This is a genomic window from Streptomyces olindensis (genome assembly GCF_040645895.1).
GTDB classification, from domain to species: domain Bacteria; phylum Actinomycetota; class Actinomycetes; order Streptomycetales; family Streptomycetaceae; genus Streptomyces; species Streptomyces olindensis.
The window spans coordinates 1-21,800 of record NZ_JBEYZD010000071.1 but is presented as its reverse complement, the minus strand read 5'-3'; the positions used below and the strand labels follow the sequence as shown (position 1 = coordinate 21,800).

General features: G+C 74.1%; 15 protein-coding genes. 7 read left to right on the top strand and 8 right to left on the bottom strand.

Features of this window, described 5'->3' with window-relative positions; genetic code table 11:
- Positions 1-151: 151 nt before the first annotated feature.
- A complete protein-coding gene (locus ABZ948_RS32795; protein WP_359765714.1) occupies positions 152-1,966 on the top strand; it encodes an ABC transporter ATP-binding protein in 1,815 nt (604 codons plus the stop codon).
- 59 nt (positions 1,967-2,025) lie between these two features.
- Here ABZ948_RS32795 and ABZ948_RS32790 read toward each other — a convergent pair whose 3' ends face one another.
- Complete coding sequence (locus ABZ948_RS32790; protein ID WP_359765712.1) at positions 2,026-9,399, bottom strand: SDR family NAD(P)-dependent oxidoreductase; 7,374 nt, start codon at positions 9,397-9,399, stop codon at positions 2,026-2,028.
- Positions 9,400-9,582: 183 nt separating this feature from the next.
- Here ABZ948_RS32790 and ABZ948_RS32785 point away from each other — a divergent pair, with 183 nt between their 5' ends.
- The 6 genes from ABZ948_RS32785 to ABZ948_RS32760 all read left to right on the top strand — a co-directional run bounded on the left by ABZ948_RS32785 (position 9,583) and on the right by ABZ948_RS32760 (position 14,901).
- Positions 9,583-10,587: a 3-oxoacyl-ACP synthase III family protein gene (locus tag ABZ948_RS32785; protein ID WP_359765710.1), complete on the top strand. Its 1,005-nt coding sequence runs from the start codon at positions 9,583-9,585 to the stop codon at positions 10,585-10,587.
- Positions 10,588-10,604: 17 nt separating this feature from the next.
- Entirely contained in the window at positions 10,605-11,528 is a 924-nt protein-coding gene (locus ABZ948_RS32780; protein ID WP_359765708.1) for an alpha/beta fold hydrolase, read from the top strand.
- Positions 11,525-13,120 carry an AMP-binding protein gene (locus tag ABZ948_RS32775; protein WP_359765706.1) on the top strand — a complete coding sequence of 532 codons (1,596 nt, stop codon included), beginning with the start codon at positions 11,525-11,527 and terminating at the stop codon, positions 13,118-13,120. The genes ABZ948_RS32780 and ABZ948_RS32775 overlap by 4 nt, the downstream gene beginning before the upstream one ends.
- A complete protein-coding gene (locus ABZ948_RS32770) occupies positions 13,117-14,097 on the top strand; it encodes an NAD-dependent epimerase/dehydratase family protein (RefSeq protein ID WP_359765704.1) in 981 nt (326 codons plus the stop codon). Before ABZ948_RS32775 ends, ABZ948_RS32770 begins: the two co-directional genes overlap by 4 nt.
- A 66-nt stretch (positions 14,098-14,163) precedes the next feature.
- Entirely contained in the window at positions 14,164-14,577 is a 414-nt protein-coding gene (locus tag ABZ948_RS32765) for an SRPBCC family protein (protein ID WP_359765702.1), read from the top strand.
- A gap of 15 nt (positions 14,578-14,592) precedes the next feature.
- Positions 14,593-14,901 (top strand): hypothetical protein, encoded by a 309-nt coding sequence (locus ABZ948_RS32760; protein ID WP_359765700.1) that lies wholly within the window; start codon positions 14,593-14,595, stop codon positions 14,899-14,901.
- Between the two features lie 16 nt (positions 14,902-14,917).
- Here the strand turns inward: ABZ948_RS32760 and ABZ948_RS32755 are convergent, their stop codons facing one another.
- From ABZ948_RS32755 to ABZ948_RS32725, 7 genes are all read right to left on the bottom strand, one after another.
- Complete coding sequence (locus ABZ948_RS32755; RefSeq protein ID WP_359765698.1) at positions 14,918-16,096, bottom strand: Rieske 2Fe-2S domain-containing protein; 1,179 nt, start codon at positions 16,094-16,096, stop codon at positions 14,918-14,920.
- A gap of 171 nt (positions 16,097-16,267) precedes the next feature.
- Complete coding sequence (locus ABZ948_RS32750) at positions 16,268-16,933, bottom strand: hypothetical protein (protein WP_359765696.1); 666 nt, start codon at positions 16,931-16,933, stop codon at positions 16,268-16,270.
- A gap of 71 nt (positions 16,934-17,004) precedes the next feature.
- Positions 17,005-17,637: a potassium-transporting ATPase subunit C gene (locus tag ABZ948_RS32745; RefSeq protein ID WP_359765694.1), complete on the bottom strand. Its 633-nt coding sequence runs from the start codon at positions 17,635-17,637 to the stop codon at positions 17,005-17,007.
- 5 nt (positions 17,638-17,642) lie between these two features.
- The gene (kdpB, locus tag ABZ948_RS32740; protein WP_359765692.1) at positions 17,643-19,721 is read right to left on the bottom strand and encodes a potassium-transporting ATPase subunit KdpB; all 2,079 of its coding nucleotides are present in this window, start codon (positions 19,719-19,721) and stop codon (positions 17,643-17,645) included.
- Positions 19,718-21,397 carry a potassium-transporting ATPase subunit KdpA gene (kdpA, locus tag ABZ948_RS32735; protein WP_359765690.1) on the bottom strand — a complete coding sequence of 560 codons (1,680 nt, stop codon included), beginning with the start codon at positions 21,395-21,397 and terminating at the stop codon, positions 19,718-19,720. The genes kdpB and kdpA overlap by 4 nt, the downstream gene beginning before the upstream one ends.
- Before the next feature lies 1 nt (position 21,398).
- Positions 21,399-21,488 (bottom strand): K(+)-transporting ATPase subunit F, encoded by a 90-nt coding sequence (gene kdpF / locus ABZ948_RS32730; protein ID WP_009326374.1) that lies wholly within the window; start codon positions 21,486-21,488, stop codon positions 21,399-21,401.
- Positions 21,485-21,613: a hypothetical protein gene (locus tag ABZ948_RS32725; RefSeq protein ID WP_359765688.1), complete on the bottom strand. Its 129-nt coding sequence runs from the start codon at positions 21,611-21,613 to the stop codon at positions 21,485-21,487. Before ABZ948_RS32725 ends, kdpF begins: the two co-directional genes overlap by 4 nt.
- Positions 21,614-21,800 lie beyond the last annotated feature (187 nt).

Sequence of the window (21,800 nt, the reverse complement as noted above, 5' to 3'; positions counted from 1 at the left end):
CACCACCGCCGGGCCGGAAAACACTTGGACTGCGCGGTCGCGCTCGCGGGACACTTCCGGACTCGAACCGAAATCCACACATCCGTTGCGGCGATGGCCCCTGCCCGCACACAGCGCGTGGCGGCGGGCCACAGGACGACACAGGGGTGGGATGGAAACGCCTGGAACACGCAGGGTCCAGCCGGGCAAGCGCTCGGTACTTCTCGCACTTCGTTACTACGGACGGGAGTTGACCCGGCTCCGCCGGTGGACGGCTCCCGCGATGCTGCTCTCGGCGCTGGGCAACATCGGAATCAACTACGTCGCGCCGCTGATCGTCGCCAAGCTCGTCGGCGACATGGCCGGCGCCGGGGACGTCACCGTCTCCTCGGCACTGCCGTACGTGCTCGGCTTCGCCGGTGTCCTGCTGCTCGCGGAGGCACTGTGGCGCGTCGCCCTGCACTGCCTCAACCGGCTCGACGCCCTCGGCATCGAGCACCTGTACGTGATCGGGATGGACGAGCTGTTCGCCAAGGACGCCGCGTTCTTCCACGACAACTTCGCCGGCTCGCTGACCAAGCGGGTCCTCAGCTTCGCCTCCCGTTTCGAGCAGTTCGTCGACACGGTGACCTTCCAGATCGTGGGCAGCTTCGTGCCGCTGGCGTTCGGCGCGGTGGTGCTGTGGCGCTACGAACCGCTGCTCGTCGTCGGCCTGCTGGTGATGATCACGCTGACGGCGGTGCTGGTGGTGCCCCTCGTCCGGCGCCGCCAGGTCCTCGTCGACCAGCGTGAGGAGGCGATCGCCCGGGTGTCGGGCCATGTCGCCGACAGCCTGATGAACATGGACACGGTGCGGGCGTTCGCCGCGGAGGAGCGCGAGGCCGCCGAGCACCGGGCCCGGGTCGCGATCTCGCGCCGGCTCACCATGCGGTCGTGGGACTACGGCAACCTGCGCATCGACACCCTGGTCGCGCCGATGTCGGTGCTCACCAACGCCATGGGCCTGCTGCTGGCGGTCATGCTCGGCGGGGGCGCGCACGGTGTGGAGGCGATCGTGGTCGCCTTCGCCTACTACAACAACGCCACCCGGATCATGTTCGAGTTCAACCAGATCTACCGCCGGCTGGAGAGCTCGATGACGGAGGCGGCGCAGTTCACTGAGCTGCTGCTGACCCCGCCGACCGTGCTCGACCCGCCGGCCCCGGAGCCGCTGCGGCCCCGGGCCGCCGACGTGCGCTTCGAGAAGGTGACGTTCGCGCACCGGGGTGGCCGGCCGCTGTTCGACGGGCTCGACCTGACCGTGCCGAGCGGGACGAAGCTCGGCCTGGTCGGCCGGTCCGGCGGCGGCAAGACCTCGCTGACCCGGCTGCTGCTGCGGATGACGGACATCGACGGCGGCCGCATCCTGGTCGGCGGCCAGGACATCAGCCGGCTGCGCCAGGCCGACCTGCGCGGTCAGATCGCCTACGTGCCGCAGGATCCGGCGATGTTCCACCGCACCCTGCGGGAGAACATCGCGTTCGCCCGCCCGGACGCGGGCGACGCCGAGATCCGGCGGGCGGCCGAGGCGGCGCACGTCACGGAGTTCGCCGAGGCGCTGCCGGACGGCTTCGACACCATGGTCGGCGAGCGGGGCGTGAAGCTGTCCGGCGGTCAGCGCCAGCGGGTGGCGCTGGCCCGGGCGATCCTGCGGGACGCGCCGATCCTGCTGCTCGACGAGGCGACCAGCGCCCTGGACTCCGAGAGCGAGCTGCTCGTCCAGGAGGCGCTGTGGCGGCTCATGGAGGGGCGGACCGCGCTGGTGGTGGCGCACCGGCTGAGCACGGTCGCCGGCATGGACCAGTTGGTCGTCCTCGACCGCGGCCGGATCGTCGAGCAGGGCACGCACCAGGAGCTGCTCGCGCTCGACGGGGCCTACGCGAAGCTGTGGGAGCACCAGTCGGGCGGGTTCCTCGACGACACCGCCGGGCGGGCCGAGGTGCTGTAGCGCCGGCCCGGAGGCCGTCTCCCCGCCCTCGGGGGGACGGCCTCCGGGAGCCTCTGGCGTCATGTCAGGTCCAGGCGGGTGTGGACCAGTCGGGCGAAGTGGTTCAGGGTCCGGTCGCTGCTCATCAGCTCGGCGGCCGCGAGGCGGACGTCGAAGTGCTCGCCGGCCCGCACCAGGAACTCGGTGCTCAGCAGCGAGTCGAGGCCGAAGTCGGTCACCGGCCGGGCCGGGTCCAGCTCGTCGGGGTCGCTGTGCAGGACGGCGGCGAGCAGCCGGGTCAGGGTGCGGGTGATGGCGGCCCGGGCGTCGTCGGGTGTCAGGGCGGACAGTTCCCGCAGCAGGTCCGCCCGGCCCTCCGGGTCGGGGGCGGCGTCCGCCGGCACCACGCCGCTGAAGCGGGCCGTGGCCAGGGCGGGCAGCAGGCGGCGGGCGCGGCCCCAGCGGTAGCGGCCGATGCCCGCCACGTCGGCGCCCTGCCCGAGCAGGCCGTCGGCGGTGGCGAGGGCCTCGGCGACGGACAGGGGCTGGAATCCCCGTTCGGCCATGGCGTCGCCGATGGCGTGCCGGGCGACGTATCCGGTCTCGCCGATCGGGCCGAGGGCGAGGGCCGTGGCCGGCCTCCCCTGGGCGCGGCGAGCGCGGGCCTGGGCCTCCAGATAGGCGTTGGCGGCCGCGTAGGGGGCCTGGCCGGCGTTGCCGACGGCGGCGGCGATCGAGGAGTAGGTGAGGAAAAGGTCGAGTTCGTGCTCCGCGGTGAGGCGGTGGAGCCGGGCCGCGCCGTCGGCCTTGGGGGCGAGGACGGCCGTGAACCGGTCGTCGGTGAGGTCCGCGAGCGGCGCGTCGTCGAGGTGCATCGCGGCGTGGACGACACCGCGCAGCCGGTGGCCGGTGGCGTCGACCGCGTCGACGACCCGGCGCAGCGCCGCCTCGTCGGTGACGTCGGCGGCGTGGGCGGTGGCGTGGACGCCGCGCCGGGCCAGCTCCGCCAGCAGGGCCGGGGCTTCGGGGGCGGCCTGTCCGCGGCGGGAGACCAGCGCCAGGTGCCGGGCGCCGTGGTCGGCCAGCCACCGTGCGGTGGCGGCGCCGAAGCCGCTCACGCCGCCGGTCACGAGGTAGGTGCCGTCGGCGTCCAGGGCGGGCCCGCGGGGCGCGGGCCGGACGGGGACGGGCTCGTCGAGCGGGTCCTCGAAGGAGACGACGACCTTGCCGATGTGCCGGGAGTGCTGGAGGACCTGGAAGGCCTCCTCCACCCGGGCTGCCGGGTAGACCGTGTGCGGCAGCGGCCGGTAGACGCCGCGGTCGATGTGGGAGACGAGGTCGGCGATGAGGCGGGCGCCGCGCTCCCGGTCCAGGACGACGTGGTCGAGGTTGAAGCCGATGAAGGTGAGGCTGCGGTCGAAGGGGCGCAGCGGCAGCGTGTTGCTGAGGTAGATGTCCCGTTTCCCCAGTTCGACGAAGCGGCCGTTGGGGCGCAGCAGGTCCAGGCCGTGGGCGATCGCCTCACCGCTGAGGGAGTTGACGACGACGTCGACGCCGCGCCCTTCGGTGAGTTCGCGGACGCGCGGGACGAAGTCCAGGCTGCGTGAGTCGAGTACGTGCCAGGCGCCGAGGCTGCGCAGCAGGTTCCGTTTGGTCTCGGTGCCGGCGGTGGCGATGACGCGGGCGCCCCGGGCGTGGGCGCACTGCAGTGCGGCCAGGCCCACGGCTCCGGCGCCGCCGTGCACGAGCACCGTCTCCCCGGCTGCCAGGTGCGCCTGCGTGACCAGGGCGTGGTGGATCGTCAGGAAGGCGACGGGGAAGGTCGCCGCCTCGGTACAGCTCATGCCGTCGGGGATCTTCAGCAGGGCGTAGTCGGAGGTGACGGCGTGGGAGGCGAGGGCCGCGGGGACGGCGCCGCACACCCGGTCGCCGACCGCGAAGTCCGTGACTCCGGGTCCGACGGCGTACACGATCCCGGCGCCGTCGGTGCCCAGTCCGCGGCTGAGGGGGCTGTCCTCCACGGCTTCGGGCGGCAGCAGGCCGTTGGCGCGCAGGGGGTCGCGGTAGTTCAGCGCGACGGCGCGCATCTCGACGGCGACTTCCCCGGGGCCGGGCTCGGGGACGGCCGTCTCCCGCCAGACCAGGCGGCGGGCCGGGCCGGGATCGCGGGCCTCCAGGACGTAGGGGGCGCCGGTGGGGACGGCGGGCGGCTCGTCGGCCGGGTACTCGACGAGCCGGGGGGTGAAGCGGCCGGCCGGAGTGAGGACGACCTCGTCCTCGTCCGCGCCGTCGGTCCCGTCCTGGGCGGGGCCCGGGGTGAGCAGTTCGACGGCCAGGCGCCGGGCGTCGGCGGCCGGGTCCGTGGTGCGGTCGAGGGAGACGCGCCGCAGTCCGAGGCCGGGCTGTTCGTTGGCGAGGGTGCGGGCGGCGCCCCAGACGGCGGCGTCCTCGGGGTGCGCGGGGCGTTCCGGGGCGGGGAACAGGCCGGTGGGGCGCGTGACCAGCCACACCTGGGGTGCGCGGTCCTCGGGCAGGGGACGGCAGGCGGCGGCCAGGGCGCGCAGGACGGCGGCGCGGTGGGTGGTCCGGGCGACGAGTTGTCGGGGGTCGGCCTCCGCGAGGAGCAGCGCGATGCGCGGCGCGGCCCCGGCGGGCAGGGCCGCCGTCCACGCGTCGGCGTCGGCGCGCGCGGTCAGGACCGTCGCCGGGCCGAGCAGGGCGGCCAGTTCCCGTGCGGTCGGGGTCTCGGCGTCGGTCTCCGTGGCGACGATCCAGGCCGTGTCCGGCGTTGGTCCGGGCAGGGCGGGTTCGGTCGCCGGAGCGGACGGTGCGGCGGCCGCCACGACCGAGTGGTCCGTGGGCCCGGTCTGCCAGGGGGAGGTGAATCCGCACCGCTCCAGCAGGGGCGGCCAGGCGTCGCCGGGCAGCAGCCGGGTGGTGGGGCGCAGGTCCCGGTCACCGCGTTTCCACCAGGACTCCAGTCCGCCCAGCAGCAGGGCGTCGAGCCGGTCGTGGTGCCGCTCGGTGGCCAGCAGGTGGCCGCCGGGGGCGAGGAGTGTGCGCAGGTGTCCCAGGGTGGCGGCCAGGTCGGCGGTGGTGTGCAGGGCGTCGCCGGCCAGGACGAGGTCGAAGCTCGCCGGTGCGAAGCCCTGGACGGCCGGGTCGGCGTCCGGGTCGAGGGTGCGGTGGTCGATGAAGTGGCAGGCGGCGAAGCGGTGCCGGGCGCGGGCGAAGGGGGCGTTGGAGGGGGCGGTGCAGGTGTAGTGGGTGCGGTCGGCCGGGAGCAGCGGCAGTGCGGCGGCGGTCAGGGCGGTGGTGGTCGCGCCCACTTCCAGGACGCGCAGCGGGCGGTCGGCGGGCCAGTGGTGGACGATCCGCTCGAGCAGTGCCTGCACCACGCGGTGGGTGTAGCGGTGGGCGGGTGCGGTCTCCTGCCACTGTTCGAGGAAGTGCTCCCCGACGGTCAGCAGGTCGCGGGGGTCGACGTCGCCGCGCAGCACCTCGGGCAGCTGCCGCAGCTGACTGTTGATCAGCAGCGCGGCCGGGCCGAACCGCGGGTGCTCCGCCACCAGGCTCCGCAGCGACTCCTCGGGGCAGGCCGGGACGCCGGTCAGCCGCCAGGTGTCCCCGTCGCCCTGCGCCAGGTGGTGCTCGGCCAGCAGGGGCAGCATCAGGCGCACCAGCCTGCGGTGGCGCGGTGCCAGGCCCCGGCCGACCAGGTCCGCCATGGTGAACGGCGCGTCGGGGTGGGGCGTCAGGCCGCGCAGGGCCGCTGCCCAGCGGGTCGCGCCGGCTCGTTCGGCGGCGGCGGTGAACGCCGCGTGGCCGCTGTCCTCCCAGGCGGCGCGGGCGGCGGCGATACGGTCCCGGGCGGCCTCGGCCAGGTCGGCCGGAGGGGGCAGCGGGGACGGCGGGGCGGGTGTCGAGGGGTGCGGGGCCGCGCGCAGGACGGTGCGCTGGACGGTCAGCGGGGCCTGGTCGGAGACGCGGGCGCGCCGGGTGCGGCACTTGTCGATCTCGGCGCTGACGGTGCCGTCGAGGTCGGCGTAGGTGATGTCCCAGCAGATCTCGTTGGCGCTGCGGCTGCGGCGCCGCAGGTGGACGACGCCCTCCTGGGCGGGGGTGCGCCAGACCCGTACCGCCCCGAAGGCCGAGGGCAGATAGCTCGCGGCCTCCCGGGTCGGCTGGTCGGCCAGGGCGACGGTGGCCTGCAGGGGGCCGTCCAGCAGGACGGGGTGGACCGTGTAGCCGTCGGCCGGATGGTCGAGCCGGTACCGGGCGAGGAGTTCGCCGTCGCCGACGTCCAGGGTGCGCAGGAGCCGGAATCCGGGGCCGAGGTCCAGTCCGACGCGGTGGCAGTGCTCGTAGTAGTCGGGGCCGGTGAGGGTGCGGGGGCAGCGGGCCTTGAGCGCGGCGATGTCCAGCGGGGCGGGGGCGCTGCCCAGCCGGGTGCGTACCTGGGCGCGGGCGGCCGGCTGGACCTCGGTGTCGCGGGTGTCCCGGGTGCTGATGGTGAGGATGCCGTCGGCGGGGGTGACGGCGGTCTGGACCGCGGCTCCCGCCGGGTCGGGCCACGCGATCGCGAAGGGGCGGGCGATCTCCAGGTGCCGCACCTCCACCGGGCGGTCCAGCGCCCGCTGTCCGGCCGTGACGGCCATCTCCACGTACGCGGCGGCCGGCATCAGCACGTCGCCGCCGATCCGGTGGTCGCCCAGCCAGGGCACGATCTGGGGTTCGACACCGCCGTGCCACAGGGGGTGGGGGGCGGGCAGGCGTTCGCCGAGCAGGGGGTGGTCCAGCGCTCCGGTGCCGCTGGTGTGCAGGACGAGGTCCTGCGGGGAGCTGTGCCAGTGCCGGTCGCGCTGCCAGGGGTAGGCGGGCAGGTCGGCGACCCGGCCGGGGTGCGGGAAGTGCCTCTGCCAGTCCACGTCGGCGCCGGCCGCGAGCAGGGCGGCGACGGCGGCCGTGGCCTCGCGCGGCCCGTCCCCGTCCCGGTGCAGTGTCGGCACGTACGTCAGGCCCGTACGGCGCAGGTACGGGCGCAGGACCGGGTGCGGCCCGATCTCCACGACGATGCCGACGCTCTCGTCCGCGAGCCGTGCCATGGCCTCGGCGAAGCGGACGGGTTCGCGCACGTTGCGCCACCAGTACGACGCGTCGAGTTCCGGGCCGGTCAGCGGGGTCGCGGTGACGGTGGAGACGAACGGCACCCGTGCCGTGCCGGGGGCCAGGCCGGCGAGGGCGGCGCACAACGGTTCCTCGATGGGGTCCATGGCGCGGCTGTGGAAGGCGTAGTCCAGGTCCAGCTCGCGGAAGAAGACGTCCCGGGCCGTGAGGTCGGCGCCGAGGGCGGCGAGCGCGTCGGGGTCGCCTGCCACCGTGACGTCGCGGTCGCTGTTGATCCCGGCGATCTCCAACGCCCCGCCGAAGCGCGCCAGTTCCGCCCGGGCCGCGTCCTCGGCCAGCCCGACGGCGGCCATGCGGCCCCGGCCGGCGGTGGTGGCCTGGGTGCGGCTGCGCTGGGCCAGCACCAGCGCCGCCTGCTCCAGGGTGAGCGCCCCGGCCGCGCGGGCGGCGGCCACCTCGCCGACGCTGTGCCCGGCGACCGCGGCGGGGCGCAGTCCCTGGGCGGCCAGGAGTGCGGTCAGGCCCGTCTGCACGGCGAACAGCACCGGCTGGGCGATCTCGGTGCGCGCCCAGCGTGCCGCGGTGGGGCGCTCCAGCTCCTTCGCCACCGACCAGCCCAGGTGCGGGGCCAGCGCGGCGTCGGCCTCCTCCACGGCGGCGCGGAAGACCGCTTCACCCGCCATCAGGTCGGCGGCCATCCCCGGCCACTGGGAGGCGTTGCCGGAGTAGACGAACGCCACCGCGCCCCGCTCGGCCCCGCGGGTCACGGCCCCGGCGGCCGGCGCGTCGGTGAAGAGGTTCTCCAGCGCCTCGGCGGCCTGCCCCGCGTCGGCGGCCAGCACGGCGGCACGGTGCGGGTGGGCACTGCGCCGCAGTGTGCTGGTGCGGGCGAGGTCGTAGAACTCCTCCGGTGCCGCGCCGCGCAGTCGTTCGGCCATGCGCGTGCTCAACTCCCGCAGTGCCTTGGGCGACCGCGCGGAGACCACCACCGGCACGGGCCGGTCCACCGGCTCCGGCGCGGGCGGCCCGGGAGGGGGTGGTACGACGACGGCGTGGGCGTTGGCGCCGCCGAAGCCGAAGGAGTTCACCCCCACCGCGGCCCGTGCCGTGCGGGGCAGTTCGACCGGCGTGACGGTGGGTGCCAGGCCGAGGGCGTCGAAGTCGATGGCGGGGTTGAGCGGCAGGGCGTGCAGGGAGGCGGGTGCGGTCCGGTGGCGGAGCACCAGGATCGCCTTGAGCAGTCCGGCCATGCCCGCGGCGGGCTCCAGATGGCCCAGGTTGGACTTCACCGACCCGATGGGCAGCGGCCCGGCGCCGCGCCGAGTGCCCAGGGCCCGGCCGACGGCTTGGGCCTCGGCGGGGTCGCCGACCGGTGTGCCGGTGCCGTGCGCCTCGAAGTAGACGAGGTCGTCCGGGCCGATGCCGGCCTCCTCGCACACCGCCCGCAACAGCGCCTCCTGCCCTTGGGAGCTGGGCAGTGTCATGCCGGTGGTGCGGCCGTCGCAGTTGCTGCCGGTGCCGGCGAGGACGGCGTGGATCCGGTCGCCGTCGGCCACCGCGTCCGCCAGCCGCTTCAGCACGAGCACCGCGCCGCCCTCGGCCCGCACGAAGCCGTCGGCCTCGGCGGAGAAGGCCGCGCACCGGCCGCGCCGCGACAGCATCCCGGCGTAGGAGAACCCGGCGAACGAGAACGGGTTCATGAGGACGTTGACACCGCCGGCCAGGGCGACGCGGCTGGTGCCCTCCCGCAGGGTGCGGCAGGCGCGGTCCAGCGCCACCAGGGACGAGGAACAGGCCGTGTCGACGGCCATGCTGGGGCCGCGCAGGTCGAAGGCGTACGACAGGCGGTTGGCCGCGATGGACAGGGTGGCGCCGGGCATGGTGTGCGGGCTGGTGTGGTCCTCCAGCATCGACAGGACGGTGCCGTAGGCCGGGTCGGAGACGCCGACGTACACGCAGGTGTCGGACCCGGCGAGCGCCTCCGCGGGGAGGGCGGCGTCGTCCAGCGCCTCGGCGGCCATCTCCAGCAGCAGCCGCTGCTGCGGGTCGAGATGGGCCGCCTCCTTGGGCGAGATGCCGAAGTAGGCGGCGTCGAAGGACGCGATGTCGTCGAGGAAGCCGCCGGCGGCGGTGTAACTGCGGCCCGGCCGGACCGCCCCCGGATCGACGAACCGGTCCTTGGGGAACCGGTCCGGCGGCATCTCCCCGACGAGGTCGCGCCCGTCCCGCAGCGCCGCCCACAGCCCGTCCAGGCCGGTGATCCCACCCGGCAGCCGGCAGCCGATGCCCACCACCGCCACCGACCGGTCGTCCCGTCCCACCGCCATGAACTGCCCCCCTGCTGCCCAGCGTTCGTCGGTTCGAGCGGAGAGACACTGCCCTGGCGGCGCGGCGGCCAAGGTTTGTTTCACCCCTGGGTGTGATCCCGGTCCACCACACGAGTGATCGTCAGGTCACAGTGCGTGACCGGCCGTTACGGTGGCGCGGTGCTCGAAGCTCCGCGTGCCCGCTTGACAGCCGTCGCCGTCCATCTGCCGTCCCGCTTCCGGACCATGGAGGAGATCCGGGCCGGGATCGCCGCCGCCGGAAGCCCCTACGTCCCGCCGCCCGGCCTGCTGGAGGACATCACCGGCGTGCGCGGGGTGCACGCCTGCGAGGAGGGGGTGTGCGCCTCGGACCTCGCGGTCTCGGCCGCCCGCAAGGCCCTCGCCGAGGCCGGGACGACGATCGACCAGGTCGATCTGCTGCTGTTCGCCGCCACCTGCCACGACATGCTCGAACCGTCGACCTGCCACCTGGTGGCCGCCAAACTCGGCGCCACCTGCCCGGTGTTCGACGTGAAGAACGCCTGCAACAGCGTCCTCAACGCCATGGAGGTGGCGACGGCGTTCATCGCCATGCGCCGCTACCGCACGGTGCTCATCACCTGCGGCGAGGTCGGATCCATGGTCACGCGCTGGCACGTCCCTGACCACGAGGCCCTGTTGCGGGCCATGCCCGGCTACACGGTCTCCGACGCCGGCGCCGCCCTGCTCCTGACCGCCGGGCCCGCCGGGGACGACGACCCCGGGGTGCTCACCCTGCGCTTCGCGGCGGACTCCACCGCCTGGAACGCCTGCACGGTGAGCGGCGGCGGCTCCATGCACCCGCGGGCGTTCGACGACGAGCACCTGACGATCCGCCTCAACGGCGACCTGCTGCGCACGACCGCGGTGGAGGGCCTTTCGTTCCTGCGGCAGGCGGCGGAGCGGGAGTTGGACGCGGTCCGCTCCAGCGCCTTCATCGCCTTCCACCAGATCGGCGTGCCGCACTACCAGGAGATGGTCGACAGGCTCCCCCTGCCCGCCGACCGGTGCATGCCCGCCGTCGCCGAGCACGGCAACTGCGCCGCGGCGTCCCTGCCGCTGCAACTGGTCAAGGCGCGGGAGACCGACCGCATCGAGCCCGGCGACACCGTGGCGATGCTCGGCCTGGCCAGCGGCATGAGCTTCGGTCTGGCGCTGGTCCGCTGGTGACCGCCGACAACCGGCGCATGTCCGCCGCCACGCGCACCTCCGTCCTGCAGGAACTGCTGCCCGGCTACCCGGCGCGTGAGCACTGGCGGCTCGTTCCCTCGACCGGCCAGCACTACCTCGACGTGGGCACGGGCGCGCCGCTGCTGTTCCTGCACGGCAACCCCACCTGGAGCTACGCCTGGCGCAAACTGCTGCCCACGCTCGTCCCGCACGCCCGGTGCCTGGCCCCGGACCTGCCCGGCCTCGGCCTGTCGCAGCACCTGGCGTCGCCGTCCGACCCGACGGGCCGCTATCTGCACCAACTGGACCATCTGGACGCCCTCTACCGCCACCTGGTCCGTGACGAGGGCGTCCCGCCGCGGGGCTGGACGTTCGTCGTGCACGACTGGGGCGGCCCGCTCGGCTTCGCCTGGCTCCTGCGCAACCCGGGGGTGGTCTCCCGCCTGGTGGTCCTCAACACCATCGCCTTCCCCTGGCCCGAGGGGTACCGCCTGCCGTTCTACCTGCGCTGGATCCGGGACCACCGGCCGGTGGCCGCCGCCGTCCACGCCACCAACGCCTTCGCCCGGGCCACGGTCCGGCTCGGCGTGACCCACCGGCTCAGCGCCGCCGAGCGGCGCGCCTACCTGCTGCCCCATCTCCGCCGCGACAACCGCCGGGCGATCACGGAGTTCGTCCGCGCGATCCCCCGGAACCCCGGGGACGCGGCGTGGCGGCTGCTCACCCCGCCCGAGGGGGCGGACGACCCCGGACGGCTGCCCATGTTCATCGGCTGGGGCATGCGCGATCCGGTCTTCACGCCGCTGGTCCTCGCCGAGTGGATCCGCCGCCACCCGCACGCCACCGTCCACCGCTTCCCCCGCGCCGGCCATCTGGTGATGGACGACGCCGGAGCCGAACTCGGCGTCCACATCCGCGACTTCCTGCGAGGACAGCGATGACCGTCGCACCCGACAGCGTCTTCACCCGCCTGGCCCGGCTGACCGAGTGCCCGCGGGCGACCGTGCTCGTGCGCTGCGCCGGCACCCTGCGCACCGAGGAGGTGACGGCCGCCCAACTGCTGGACGGCTGCCGCCGCACCGCCGACGCGCTCCGGGCGGCCGGGGTACGGCGCGGCGACAAGGCCGTGGTCATGACGCGGGACGCCTACGGACTCGTGGCGTCCGTCTACGCGCTGGTCTCGCTCGGCGCCGTCCCCGTACTGATCGAGCCGCGCGCGGAGGTGCGGCGCTGCCTGGACGAGATCGCCCCCGGCGTGTTCATCGGGGAGCCCCTGGCCCATGTGGCGCGGCGGGCCCTGGGCTGGGGTCGCGGCCGGGTCCGTACGGCCCTGGTCACCGGCCGCGGTTTCCCCGGCCGGGGCCGGTTGCTGGGCGAGGGCCTGCCGTCGGCGGTGCCGGACGGCGGCGGCCCGGCGCCGGACGTCCCGGGGCCGGACGCCCCGGGTCCGCGGCCGGACGACCTGGCGATGATCGCCTTCACCTCGGGCTCCACCGGGCAGCCCAAGGGCGTGGAATACCACCACGCGACCCTGACGGGACAGCTCGCGACCCTGGACGCCGTGCTCCGCGCCGAGCCCGGTGACGTACTGCTGTCCTGCTTCCTGCCGTTCGCCGCGCTGGGTCCGCTGCTCGGCCTGACGACCGTCGCCCCGCAGGTCGACCATCTGGCCCCGGCCCGCACGCCCCCGGGGTACCTCGTCGGGCCCCTCCTGGGCCACCGGGCGACGATCGTCCTCGGCTCACCGGCGGTCCTCGCCCTGATCGCCGGGCACTGCGTCCGCCACGGCCTGACGCTGCCCTCGGTCCGGCGGGTGCTGTCCTTCGGCGCGCCCCTGCGCCCCCGCCTCGTCGAGATGCTGACGAAGGCCCTGCCGCCCGGGGCGGAGATCCTCAGCGTCTACGGCGCCACCGAGTGCCTGCCGGTCGCCGCGAGCGACGCCGGCGCGTTGCGCGCCGAGCCGCCGCCGGGGCACGCCGGCACCTGTCTGGGCCGTCCCCTGCCCGGTGTCAGGGCCCGGATCCTCGACGCGGACGGGACGGGGCTCGGGGAGATCGCCGTCGCCGGGCCCGTGGTCAGCCCGGCCTACCACGCCCGCCCCGACGCCACGGACGCCGCCAAGACGGTCGCGGACGGGGCCTTGTGGCATCGCACCGGCGACCTGGGGCGCCTCGACGACGACGGCCGCCTCTGGTATCTCGGCCGCACGGCCCACCTCGTGACCGGCGCGGGCTTCACCCTCACCACCGAGGACATCGAGGCCGCCGCGGACACGGCCCCCGGCGTCCGCCGCACCGCCCTCGTCGGGGTCGGGCCCGCCGGGCGGCAGCGGGCGGTGCTCTGCGTCGAACCGGAGCGCGGCGCGCGGAAGGAGGCGGTCGTGGACGCGCTGCGCGCCGCCCTCGACGGGCATCCGCAGGCCCGGAGCATCGGCACCGTCCTCTTCCGCCCGCACTTCCCGACCGACATCCGCCACAACTCCAAGATCGACCGCGCCCGGCTCGCCGCGTACGCCGAAGGAGGCCGGCGTTGAGGGTCCTGGTCACCGGCGGAAGCGGCTTCCTGGGGCAGGAGATCTGCCGCCGGCTCGTCGCCCGCGGCACCGAGGTCTCCTCCCTCGGCCGCCGCCCCAGCCCCGCCCTGGACGGCCTCGGGGTCCGGCACCACCAGGGAGACCTGGCCGACCCGGCCGCCGTCTCCCGCGCGGTCGCCGGCTGCGACGCCGTGATCCACAACGCCGCCCTCGCCGGGGTCAGCGGGCCGCTCGCGCCGTACTGGAGGACCAACGTCGTCGGCACCCGCAACGTCATCGACCAGTGCCGCGCCCACCACGTCGGCACGCTCGTCCACACGTCGACCGCCAGCGTCGTCTTCCGGCCCGGCGGCCTGCGCGACGCCGACGAACGCTGCCCCTACCCCGACCGGCACCTGGCCGCCTACCCGCGTACCAAGGCGCACGCGGAAGCGCTCGTCCTGGCCGCCCACTCCCCCGGCCTGGCCACCATCGTGCTGCGCCCCCACATCATCTGGGGGCCCGGCGACCCGCACTTCGCCCCGTCCCTGGCACGGGCCGTGCGCGCGGGCCGGCTGGTGATGCCCGGCGACGGCACGAACCTCGTCGACACGACCCATCTGCACACCGCCGCCCACGCCCACCTGCTCGCCCTGGACGGACTCCGGGAGGGCCGCCCCATCGGGGGCCGCGCCTACTTCATCACCCAGGACGAACCCCGCCCGCTGCGCGAGATCACCGCCCACTTCCTGCGGGCGGCCGGGATCGAGGCCACCTGGTGCGCCGTGCCGGGCCCGCTGGCCCGGGCCGCCGCGACGGCCTGCGAGTCCGCCCTGCGGCTGACCGGACTTGCCCGCACCCACGCCCTGAGCCGCTTCCTCGTCGCCGAGCTGCTGCATCCGCACTGGTTCAGCGTCGAAGCCGCCCGGCGCGACCTGGGGTTCGAACCGCCGATCACCTTCGACGCGGGCATCACGGCGCTGTCGGAGGCTTCCTGAGTTTTGGGCCCGGCCGGGCCGGGAACGCGGTGGGCTGTCCCATCCCGAGGCGAGGCCGGTAGCGCGATGACCGAGTACGAACGTTCACGGACGATGCCCGCACAGCCCGAGCAGGTCTTCGACGAGGCCGCGAACGTCGGCCGGCTGGACAGCTGGCTGCCGGACGCCCTGCACGTGCGGGCCGAGGACCTGCCCGCCGTCACCGTCCACGAGGACCGCACCGACGAGGACACCTCCGCCCTGCTTCAGGCCCGGCGCGAGCAGATGCGGCTCGAGTGGGGCACCCGCGACCAGGGGGCCTACGCGGGCTGGCTCCAGGTCGCGGGCGTCGGCAGCGGGGCCAGCGAGGTGACGGTCCACCTGTCGTTCTTCGACGACAGTCACGACCCCGGCGAGCAGGCTGTCGGCGAGGCGCTGGACACCAGCCTCGGGCGTCTGGAGGAGCAGGTGCGGCTGCGCGTCGACCACGCGGCCGGCTGAGCGGCGGGAGGCGCCATGGCACGCGTCAGGCAGTACGCGGTCGCGGCGTCCGGGCAGTGGACCGACGAGGAGGAGGGCCGGCGCCGGCTGCCCTCCGGGGAGGTGCACGCCTGGGAACCGGGCCGCAACGAGACCGTGTGCGGGCTCGCCCTGAGCCGCTCCCAGCTGGTCCGCTTCCCCCACGTCGGCTGGCCGGACACCTTCCCGGAGTCCGGGGGCGCGGCGGACCGGGTGCGGCGCCAGTGCCCGCGCTGCGCCTCGGTCGCCGGCCGCCGCGGCCACGACGCCCGCCGCCGCTGGCACCGCACCCGTCCCCGGCCGTGAGACGGCGCCCGCCGGCCTATCCGCCGGTGGCGTCCAGGCATCGGGGCGAGCCCGTGCCGCAGGCGGGGGCCCGCAGCGGTACGCCGTTGCCGCGCAGCACCTCGCGGACGTCCAGGATCAGGGAGAACACCTCGTGGTTGCGGTCCTCCCCCTGCTCGTCCCAGGCCCGCTGCTCGGCTTCGACGGCCATGCGGTCCTCGGCGAACACCCGCTCGGTGAAGCGCCTGATGAACGGCCACGCCAGGTGGAGCGCACCGGGCATCCGGGGTTTCTCGATCATGAGCAGGCCGTAGGTGTGACAGGTGCGCTGCTCGGCGTCCTCGGGCACGTAGGCGGCCCAGAGGCGGAAGGCCGGGCGCTCGGCGTTCTCCGGGACCAGGTCGAGTGTCTGGTACGGGTACTCGGTGCGGATGGTCATGACGTCGGTGGAGTCGCTGCCGCCGATGCCCTCGGCCGCCAGCAGGCTCGCGCCGCGGTTCCGCTTCCCGCCCGCGTGCGTGAACAGGTACCTGGCCTCCACCGACCGCGCGTCGCTGCGGTGGTCCAGCAGTTCCGGGCGGAGCCGGCCGACGACGCCCCGGTGCAGGAACTGGTGGTTCATGTCGAGCAGGTTCTCGTGCATGAACGAGTAGTGGCAGCGCACCGTCCGGGAGTAGGTCATGGTCCGGTACCGGGGTGAGCCGAAGGCCGGCAGGTCCGGCAGCGGGGTGGTGGCCGCCTTGCCGGGGTCGCCGGGGAACACGAACACCAGGCCGTACGCCTCGCGGACGGGGTAGCCGCGCACCCCGCGCGGCGGCCGGCCGTCGGCCTTGGACAGGTAGGGGATCCGCGAGATGCGGCCGTCCCCGCGATAGGCCCAGGCGTGGTAGCAGCACAGGAGGGTGTCGCCCTCCACGACGCCCATGCTGAGCGGCACCTGCCGGTGGGCGCACCGGTCCTCCAGGGCGTGGACCGTGCCGCTCTCGCCGCGGTAGAGCGCGATGCGTTCGCCGGCGAAGGCGGTCGCGAACGCCCGCTTGCCGCGCACGCTCCGCGAGCGGGCGACGGGGTACCAGAAGTCGGGGTTCGCCCCGACGCGCCGGAGGTCGGGCACCCCGGGGGCCGGTGCGGGCTGCCGCGCGAGCCGGCCGGTTCCCGCCTCGGCCTCGGCCTCGGCCTCGGCGGAGAGGGTCTCGGCCTTGTCGGTGTCGGTCATACCTCTCCCTCGCGCGTACCGGGCGGGGCAGCCGCCCGTCCCCTCAGGCATCACCGACCCGCCGACGCGGGCGTCCCGGCATCCTCCATGCTGGGGGCCGCGTCCCGTGCGCGCCCTGCACAGCGCGTACGGACGGGTGAGGGGCCCCGTCGCCGGGTGCCCGGCGAGCGCTCAGTGGGCGAAGGGCGGCGGGAAGCAGCCGCTCTCCATGTAGGGGCCGTTGGCGCGTGCCTCGAAGTTCGTCTTCTGCACGAAGGCCGTGACGCAGGCGTCGTCGTGGACGCGGAGTCCGACCATCGCCCCCTCCGGCGTGACGTAGCCGCCGTTCTCGTAGCGCGAGCGCATCCCCGTGACGGTGAGCGTCCCGCCGAGCCGGGTGCCGTCCCGGGCGACGCGCTCCTCCTCGTAGCCGAGCCGGAGCAGGGCCGTCCGCACCGACGCGGGGTCCCACGTGCGCTGTTCCCACAGCCGCTTGAGCACCGGCCTGATGCGGTCGGCCTCGCGCTCGGCGTCCCGGGCGTGGGCGGGGGACATCTCGCCCGGTTGCCGGTGGGCGTTGTTCTCGTGGTAGTGCGGGGCCCCGTCACCGGCCCCCGGCTCCACGTACGGCGAGGCTCCCGCGGCGCTGGGCGATTCCCCCGCGGCGCTGGGTGAGGCTCCCGTGGTACTGGGCGAGGCCCCCGTGGTACTGGGCGAGGCTCCCCCGGCGCTGGGTGAAGGCGCCCCTGAGCCGCTGGGTGCGCGCTGTTCGCCGCAGGCGGTGAGGGTGAGGCCCGCGGCGAGGACGAGGGCCGCGGCGGTCAGCGGGACCCGTCGGCCGGACGTTGAGATGGACATGAAGCAACCCTCTCATCACGCCCGGCTCACGGCCCCGGAAAGGCGCGCCTTCCGGTCCCCGCGCGGCGGCGTCACCTCCTCGCCACGAGGTCCCTCAGCGCGATGTTGAGTCGCAGGACGTTCACCCGCGGCTCCCCCATGAAGCCCAGGGTGCGGCCCTCGGTGTGCGCGTCGACGAGCCGGCGGACCTCCGCGATGGACAGGCCGTTCCGCTCGGCGACCCGGTGGACCTGGAGGGCGGCGTACTGCGGGGAGATGTCCGGGTCCAGGCCCGAGCCGGACGAGGTCACCGCGTCGGGCGGGATCTCGGAGGCCTTGACCGGGTGGCCGGGCACCGAGTTCTCCTTGATGACCGCGGCCTTGGCGTCCTCGACCTGTTGCACGAGTGCGGGGTTGTCGGCGGCCAGGTTGGTGGCGCCCGAAAGGATCAGCTTGTACTGGGTGTTGACCGAGTTCTCGCCGAGGCCGTGCGCCGGGCGTGGCTGGAAGTAGTCCAGGCTGTAGCCCTGTTGCCCGATGAGGGACGAGCCGACGACCTTGCCGTCCGCCTTGATCTCGGAGCCGTTCGCCTTGCCGGGGAACAGCCCCTGTGCGATGCCGGTGACGGCCAGCGGGTAGATGACGCCGGTGACCAGGGTCAGCACGAGGAGGGCGCGCAGGCCCGCCCCGAGCAACCGGGCGGTGTTCGTGAGGGCGGTGTTCATGGCGGTCAGCCGATCCCGGGTATGAGGGAGAGGAGCAGGTCGATGAGCTTGATGCCGACGAAGGGCGCGATCAGCCCGCCGACGCCGTAGACCGTGAGGTTGCGGCGCAGCAGCCGGTCGGCGCTCGTGGGCCGGTACCGCACGCCCCTGAGCGACAGCGGTACGAGCGCGATGATGATCAGCGCGTTGAACACGACGGCCGACAGGATCGCGGAGTCGGGCGAGGACAGCCGCATGATGTTGAGCTTGTCCAGGCCCGGGTAGACCGCCGCGAACAGCGCCGGGATGATCGCGAAGTACTTGGCGACGTCGTTGGCGATGGAGAACGTCGTCAACGCGCCCCGGGTGATGAGGAGTTGCTTTCCGATCTCGACGATCTCGATGAGCTTGGTCGGGTCGGAGTCGAGGTCGACCATGTTGCCGGCCTCCTTGGCGGCCGACGTGCCGGTGTTCATCGCCACGCCGACGTCCGCCTGGGCGAGCGCGGGCGCGTCGTTCGTGCCGTCACCGGTCATCGCGACCAGCTTGCCGCCCGCCTGTTCGCGCTTGATGAGGGCCATCTTGTCCTCGGGGGTGGCCTCGGCGAGGAAGTCGTCGACGCCCGCCTCCTCGGCGATCGCCTTCGCCGTCAGCGGGTTGTCGCCGGTGATCATGACGGTCCTGATGCCCATGCGGCGCAGCTCGCCGAACCGCTCGCGCATGCCGGCCTTGACGACGTCCTTGAGGTGGACGACGCCCAGCACCCGGGCGCCGTCGGCGTCCTCGACCGCGACCAGGAGCGGGGTGCCGCCCGCCTCGGAGATCCGGCGGGCGATCCCGTCCGCGTCCTCGGCGACCGTGCCGCCCCGCGCCAGGACCCAGGCAGTGACCGAGGCCGTGGCGCCCTTGCGGATCTTGCGGCCGTCGGCGTCGACGCCCGACATCCGGGTCTGCGCGGTGAAGGCGACCCACTGGGCGCCGACGGGCTCGCGGTCGCGCAGTCCGTACGCCTCCTCGGCCAGGACGACGACGGAACGGCCCTCGGGCGTCTCGTCGGCCAGCGACGACAGCTGTGCGGCGGCGGCCAGTTCGGCCTCGGTGACACCGCGCACGGGGACGAACGCGGCGGCCTGCCGGTTGCCGAGCGTGATGGTGCCGGTCTTGTCCAGCAGCAGCGTCGACACATCGCCCGCGGCCTCCACGGCACGACCGGACAGGGCGAGCACGTTGCGCTGCACCAGCCGGTCCATGCCCGCGATGCCGATCGCCGACAGCAGCGCCCCGATCGTGGTCGGGATGAGGCACACCAGCAGGGCGACCAGCACCACCATCGTCAGGTGCGTACCGGCGTGGTCCGCGAAGGGCGGCAGGGTGGCGCAGGCGAGCAGGAAGACGATCGTCAGCGAGGCGAGGAGGATGTTCAGCGCGATCTCGTTCGGTGTGCGCTGCCGTGCCGCGCCCTCGACCAGGCCGATCATCCGGTCGATGAAGGTCTCCCCCGGCTTCGTCGTGATCCTGATGACGATCCGGTCGGACAGCACCCTCGTACCGCCGGTGACGGCCGAGCGGTCGCCGCCGGACTCCCGGATGACCGGGGCGGACTCACCGGTGATGGCGGACTCGTCGACCGACGCGACGCCCTCGACGACGTCACCGTCGCCGGGGATGACGTCCCCGGCCTCGCAGACGACCAGGTCGCCGACCCTCAGCTCGGTGCCGGGAACGACCGTGCCGTCCACCCGGCGCGCCACGCTGTCGGTCCTGGCCCGGCGCAGGGTGGCGGCCTGCGCCTTGCCCCGGCCCTCGGCGACCGCCTCGGCCAGGTTGGCGAAGATCACGGTGAGCCACAGCCAGGCGCTGATGGTCCAGCCGAACCAGTCGCCCGGGTCGTCCAAGGAGAAGACCGTGGTCAGCACGGACCCGACCCACACCACGAACATCACGGGCGACTTGACCATCGTCCGGGGGTCGAGCTTGCGGAACGCGTCCGGCAGGGACGTGAGCAGCTGCCGGGGTTCGAAGAGGCCCGCGCCCACACGGCCCTGTGGCGGCTCGTGCTCCGTCGGCGCGTCCTGGCGGGGCACCGGTTCGGTGCGCGTGGTCATGAGGCCAGTCCCTCCGCGAGCGGGCCCAGAGCGAGGGCGGGGAAGTACGTCAGACCGGTGATGATCAGCACCGCGCCGACCAGCAAACCGGTGAACAGGGGTTTCTCGGTGCGCAGGGTGCCCGCGGTGACCGGGACCGGCCGCTGCCCGGCGAGGGAGCCGGCCAGCGCCAGGACGAAGACCATGGGCAGGAAGCGGCCGAGCAGCATCGCGAGTCCGGTCGTGGTGTTGTACCAGTCGGTGTTCGCGTTCAGGCCGGCGAAGGCCGAGCCGTTGTTGTTGGCGGCGGAGGTGAAGGCGTACAGCACCTCCGAGAAGCCGTGCGCGCCCGGGTTGAGCATGGAGTGCGGCGGTGTCGGCAGCGCCATGGAGACCGCCGTGCAGACGAGCACCAGGGCCGGGGTGACCAGGAGGTAGCAGGCGGCGAGCTTCATCTCCCGCGCGCCGATCTTCTTGCCCAGGTACTCGGGGGTGCGGCCGACCATCAGGCCGGCGATGAACACCGCGATGACCGCCATGATCAGCATGCCGTAGAGGCCGGATCCGACTCCGCCGGGCGCGATCTCGCCCAGCATCATGCCGAGCATCGTGATGCCGCCGCCGAGGCCGGTGAAGGAGGAGTGGAAGGAGTCCACCGCGCCGGTCGAGGTCAGAGTGGTGGACACCGCGAAGATCGAGGACGAGCCGATGCCGAAGCGGACCTCCTTGCCCTCCATCGCCCCGCCCGCGGCCTGGAGCGCCGGACCGTGGTGGGCGAACTCCGTCCACATCATCAGCGCCACGAAGCCCAGCCAGATGGTGACCATCGTGGCGAGGATCGCGTAGCCCTGCCTGACCGAGCCGACCATGACCCCGAAGGTGCGGGTCAGCGAGAACGGGACGACCAGGATCAGGAAGATCTCGAAGAGGTTGGTGAAGGGCGTCGGGTTCTCGAAGGGGTGGGCGGAGTTGGCGTTGAAGTAGCCGCCGCCGTTGGTGCCCAGCTCCTTGATGGCCTCCTGCGAGGCGACCGCGCCGCCGTTCCACTGCTGCGGGCTACCCATGCTGTGCCCATGGAAGAATTGCCCGACCTCGTGGATGCCGGAGAAGTTCTGGATCACACCGCACGCGGCGAGCACGAGCGCCGCGACGAAGGCGCCCGGCAGCAGGACGCGGGTGACACCGCGCACCGTGTCCGCCCAGAAGTTGCCCAGTTCGCCGGTCCGGGACCGCGCGAAGCCCCGCACCAGCGCCACGGCGACGGCCATGCCGACCGCCGCGGACAGGAAGTTCTGCACGGCGAGACCGGCGGTCTGCACGACGTGCCCCATGGTCTGCTCGCCGTAGTACGACTGCCAGTTGGTGTTGGTCACGAACGACACGGCCGTGTCGAAGGACTGCGCCGGGCCGACCGAGGCGAAGCCGAGCGAGCCGGGCAGGATGCCCTGGAGCCGCATGAGCAGGTAGAGGAACAGGACGCCGACGGCCGAGAAGGCGAGGACCCCGCGCAGGTACGCGGTCCAGGTCATGCCGGCGTCCGGGTCGGCACCGATGCCCCGGTAGATCCACTTCTCCACCCGCAGGTGCCTCTTCGAGGAGTAGACCCGGGCCATGTAGGTGCCGGCGGGGACGTGGACCAGCGCCAGCGCGCCGATGAGGGCCAGCAGCTGGAGCACTCCGGCGAGGACGGGACCCATCTCAGAACCTCTCCGGGAAGATCAGGGCGAGGACGAGATAGCCCAGCAGGGCGACGGCGACGACGAGGCCGACGACGTTCTCGGCGGTCACAGCTTCGTCACCCCCTTGGCGACGAGAGCCACCAGTGCGAAACCGGCGACCACGGTGACGACGAAGGCCAGGTCGGCCATCGCGAACTCCTGAGTGAGGTGCGGTGAGAGGGACGACTGAAGCAAAACGCCTCTCCGGCCGGATCAGGCCGCTCGTTGACGGCTCCCATACGGCCGCGCCCTCGGCTTTGACGGATCCCTGACGTCCCCGGCGGCGGCCGGGGCGGGCCCTGCCAGGAAGAGCAGGCAGCACAGGGCGATCAGTGAGTACGTCACCGGCGCCGACGCCCCGCGGACGGATCGGGCCGCCCGG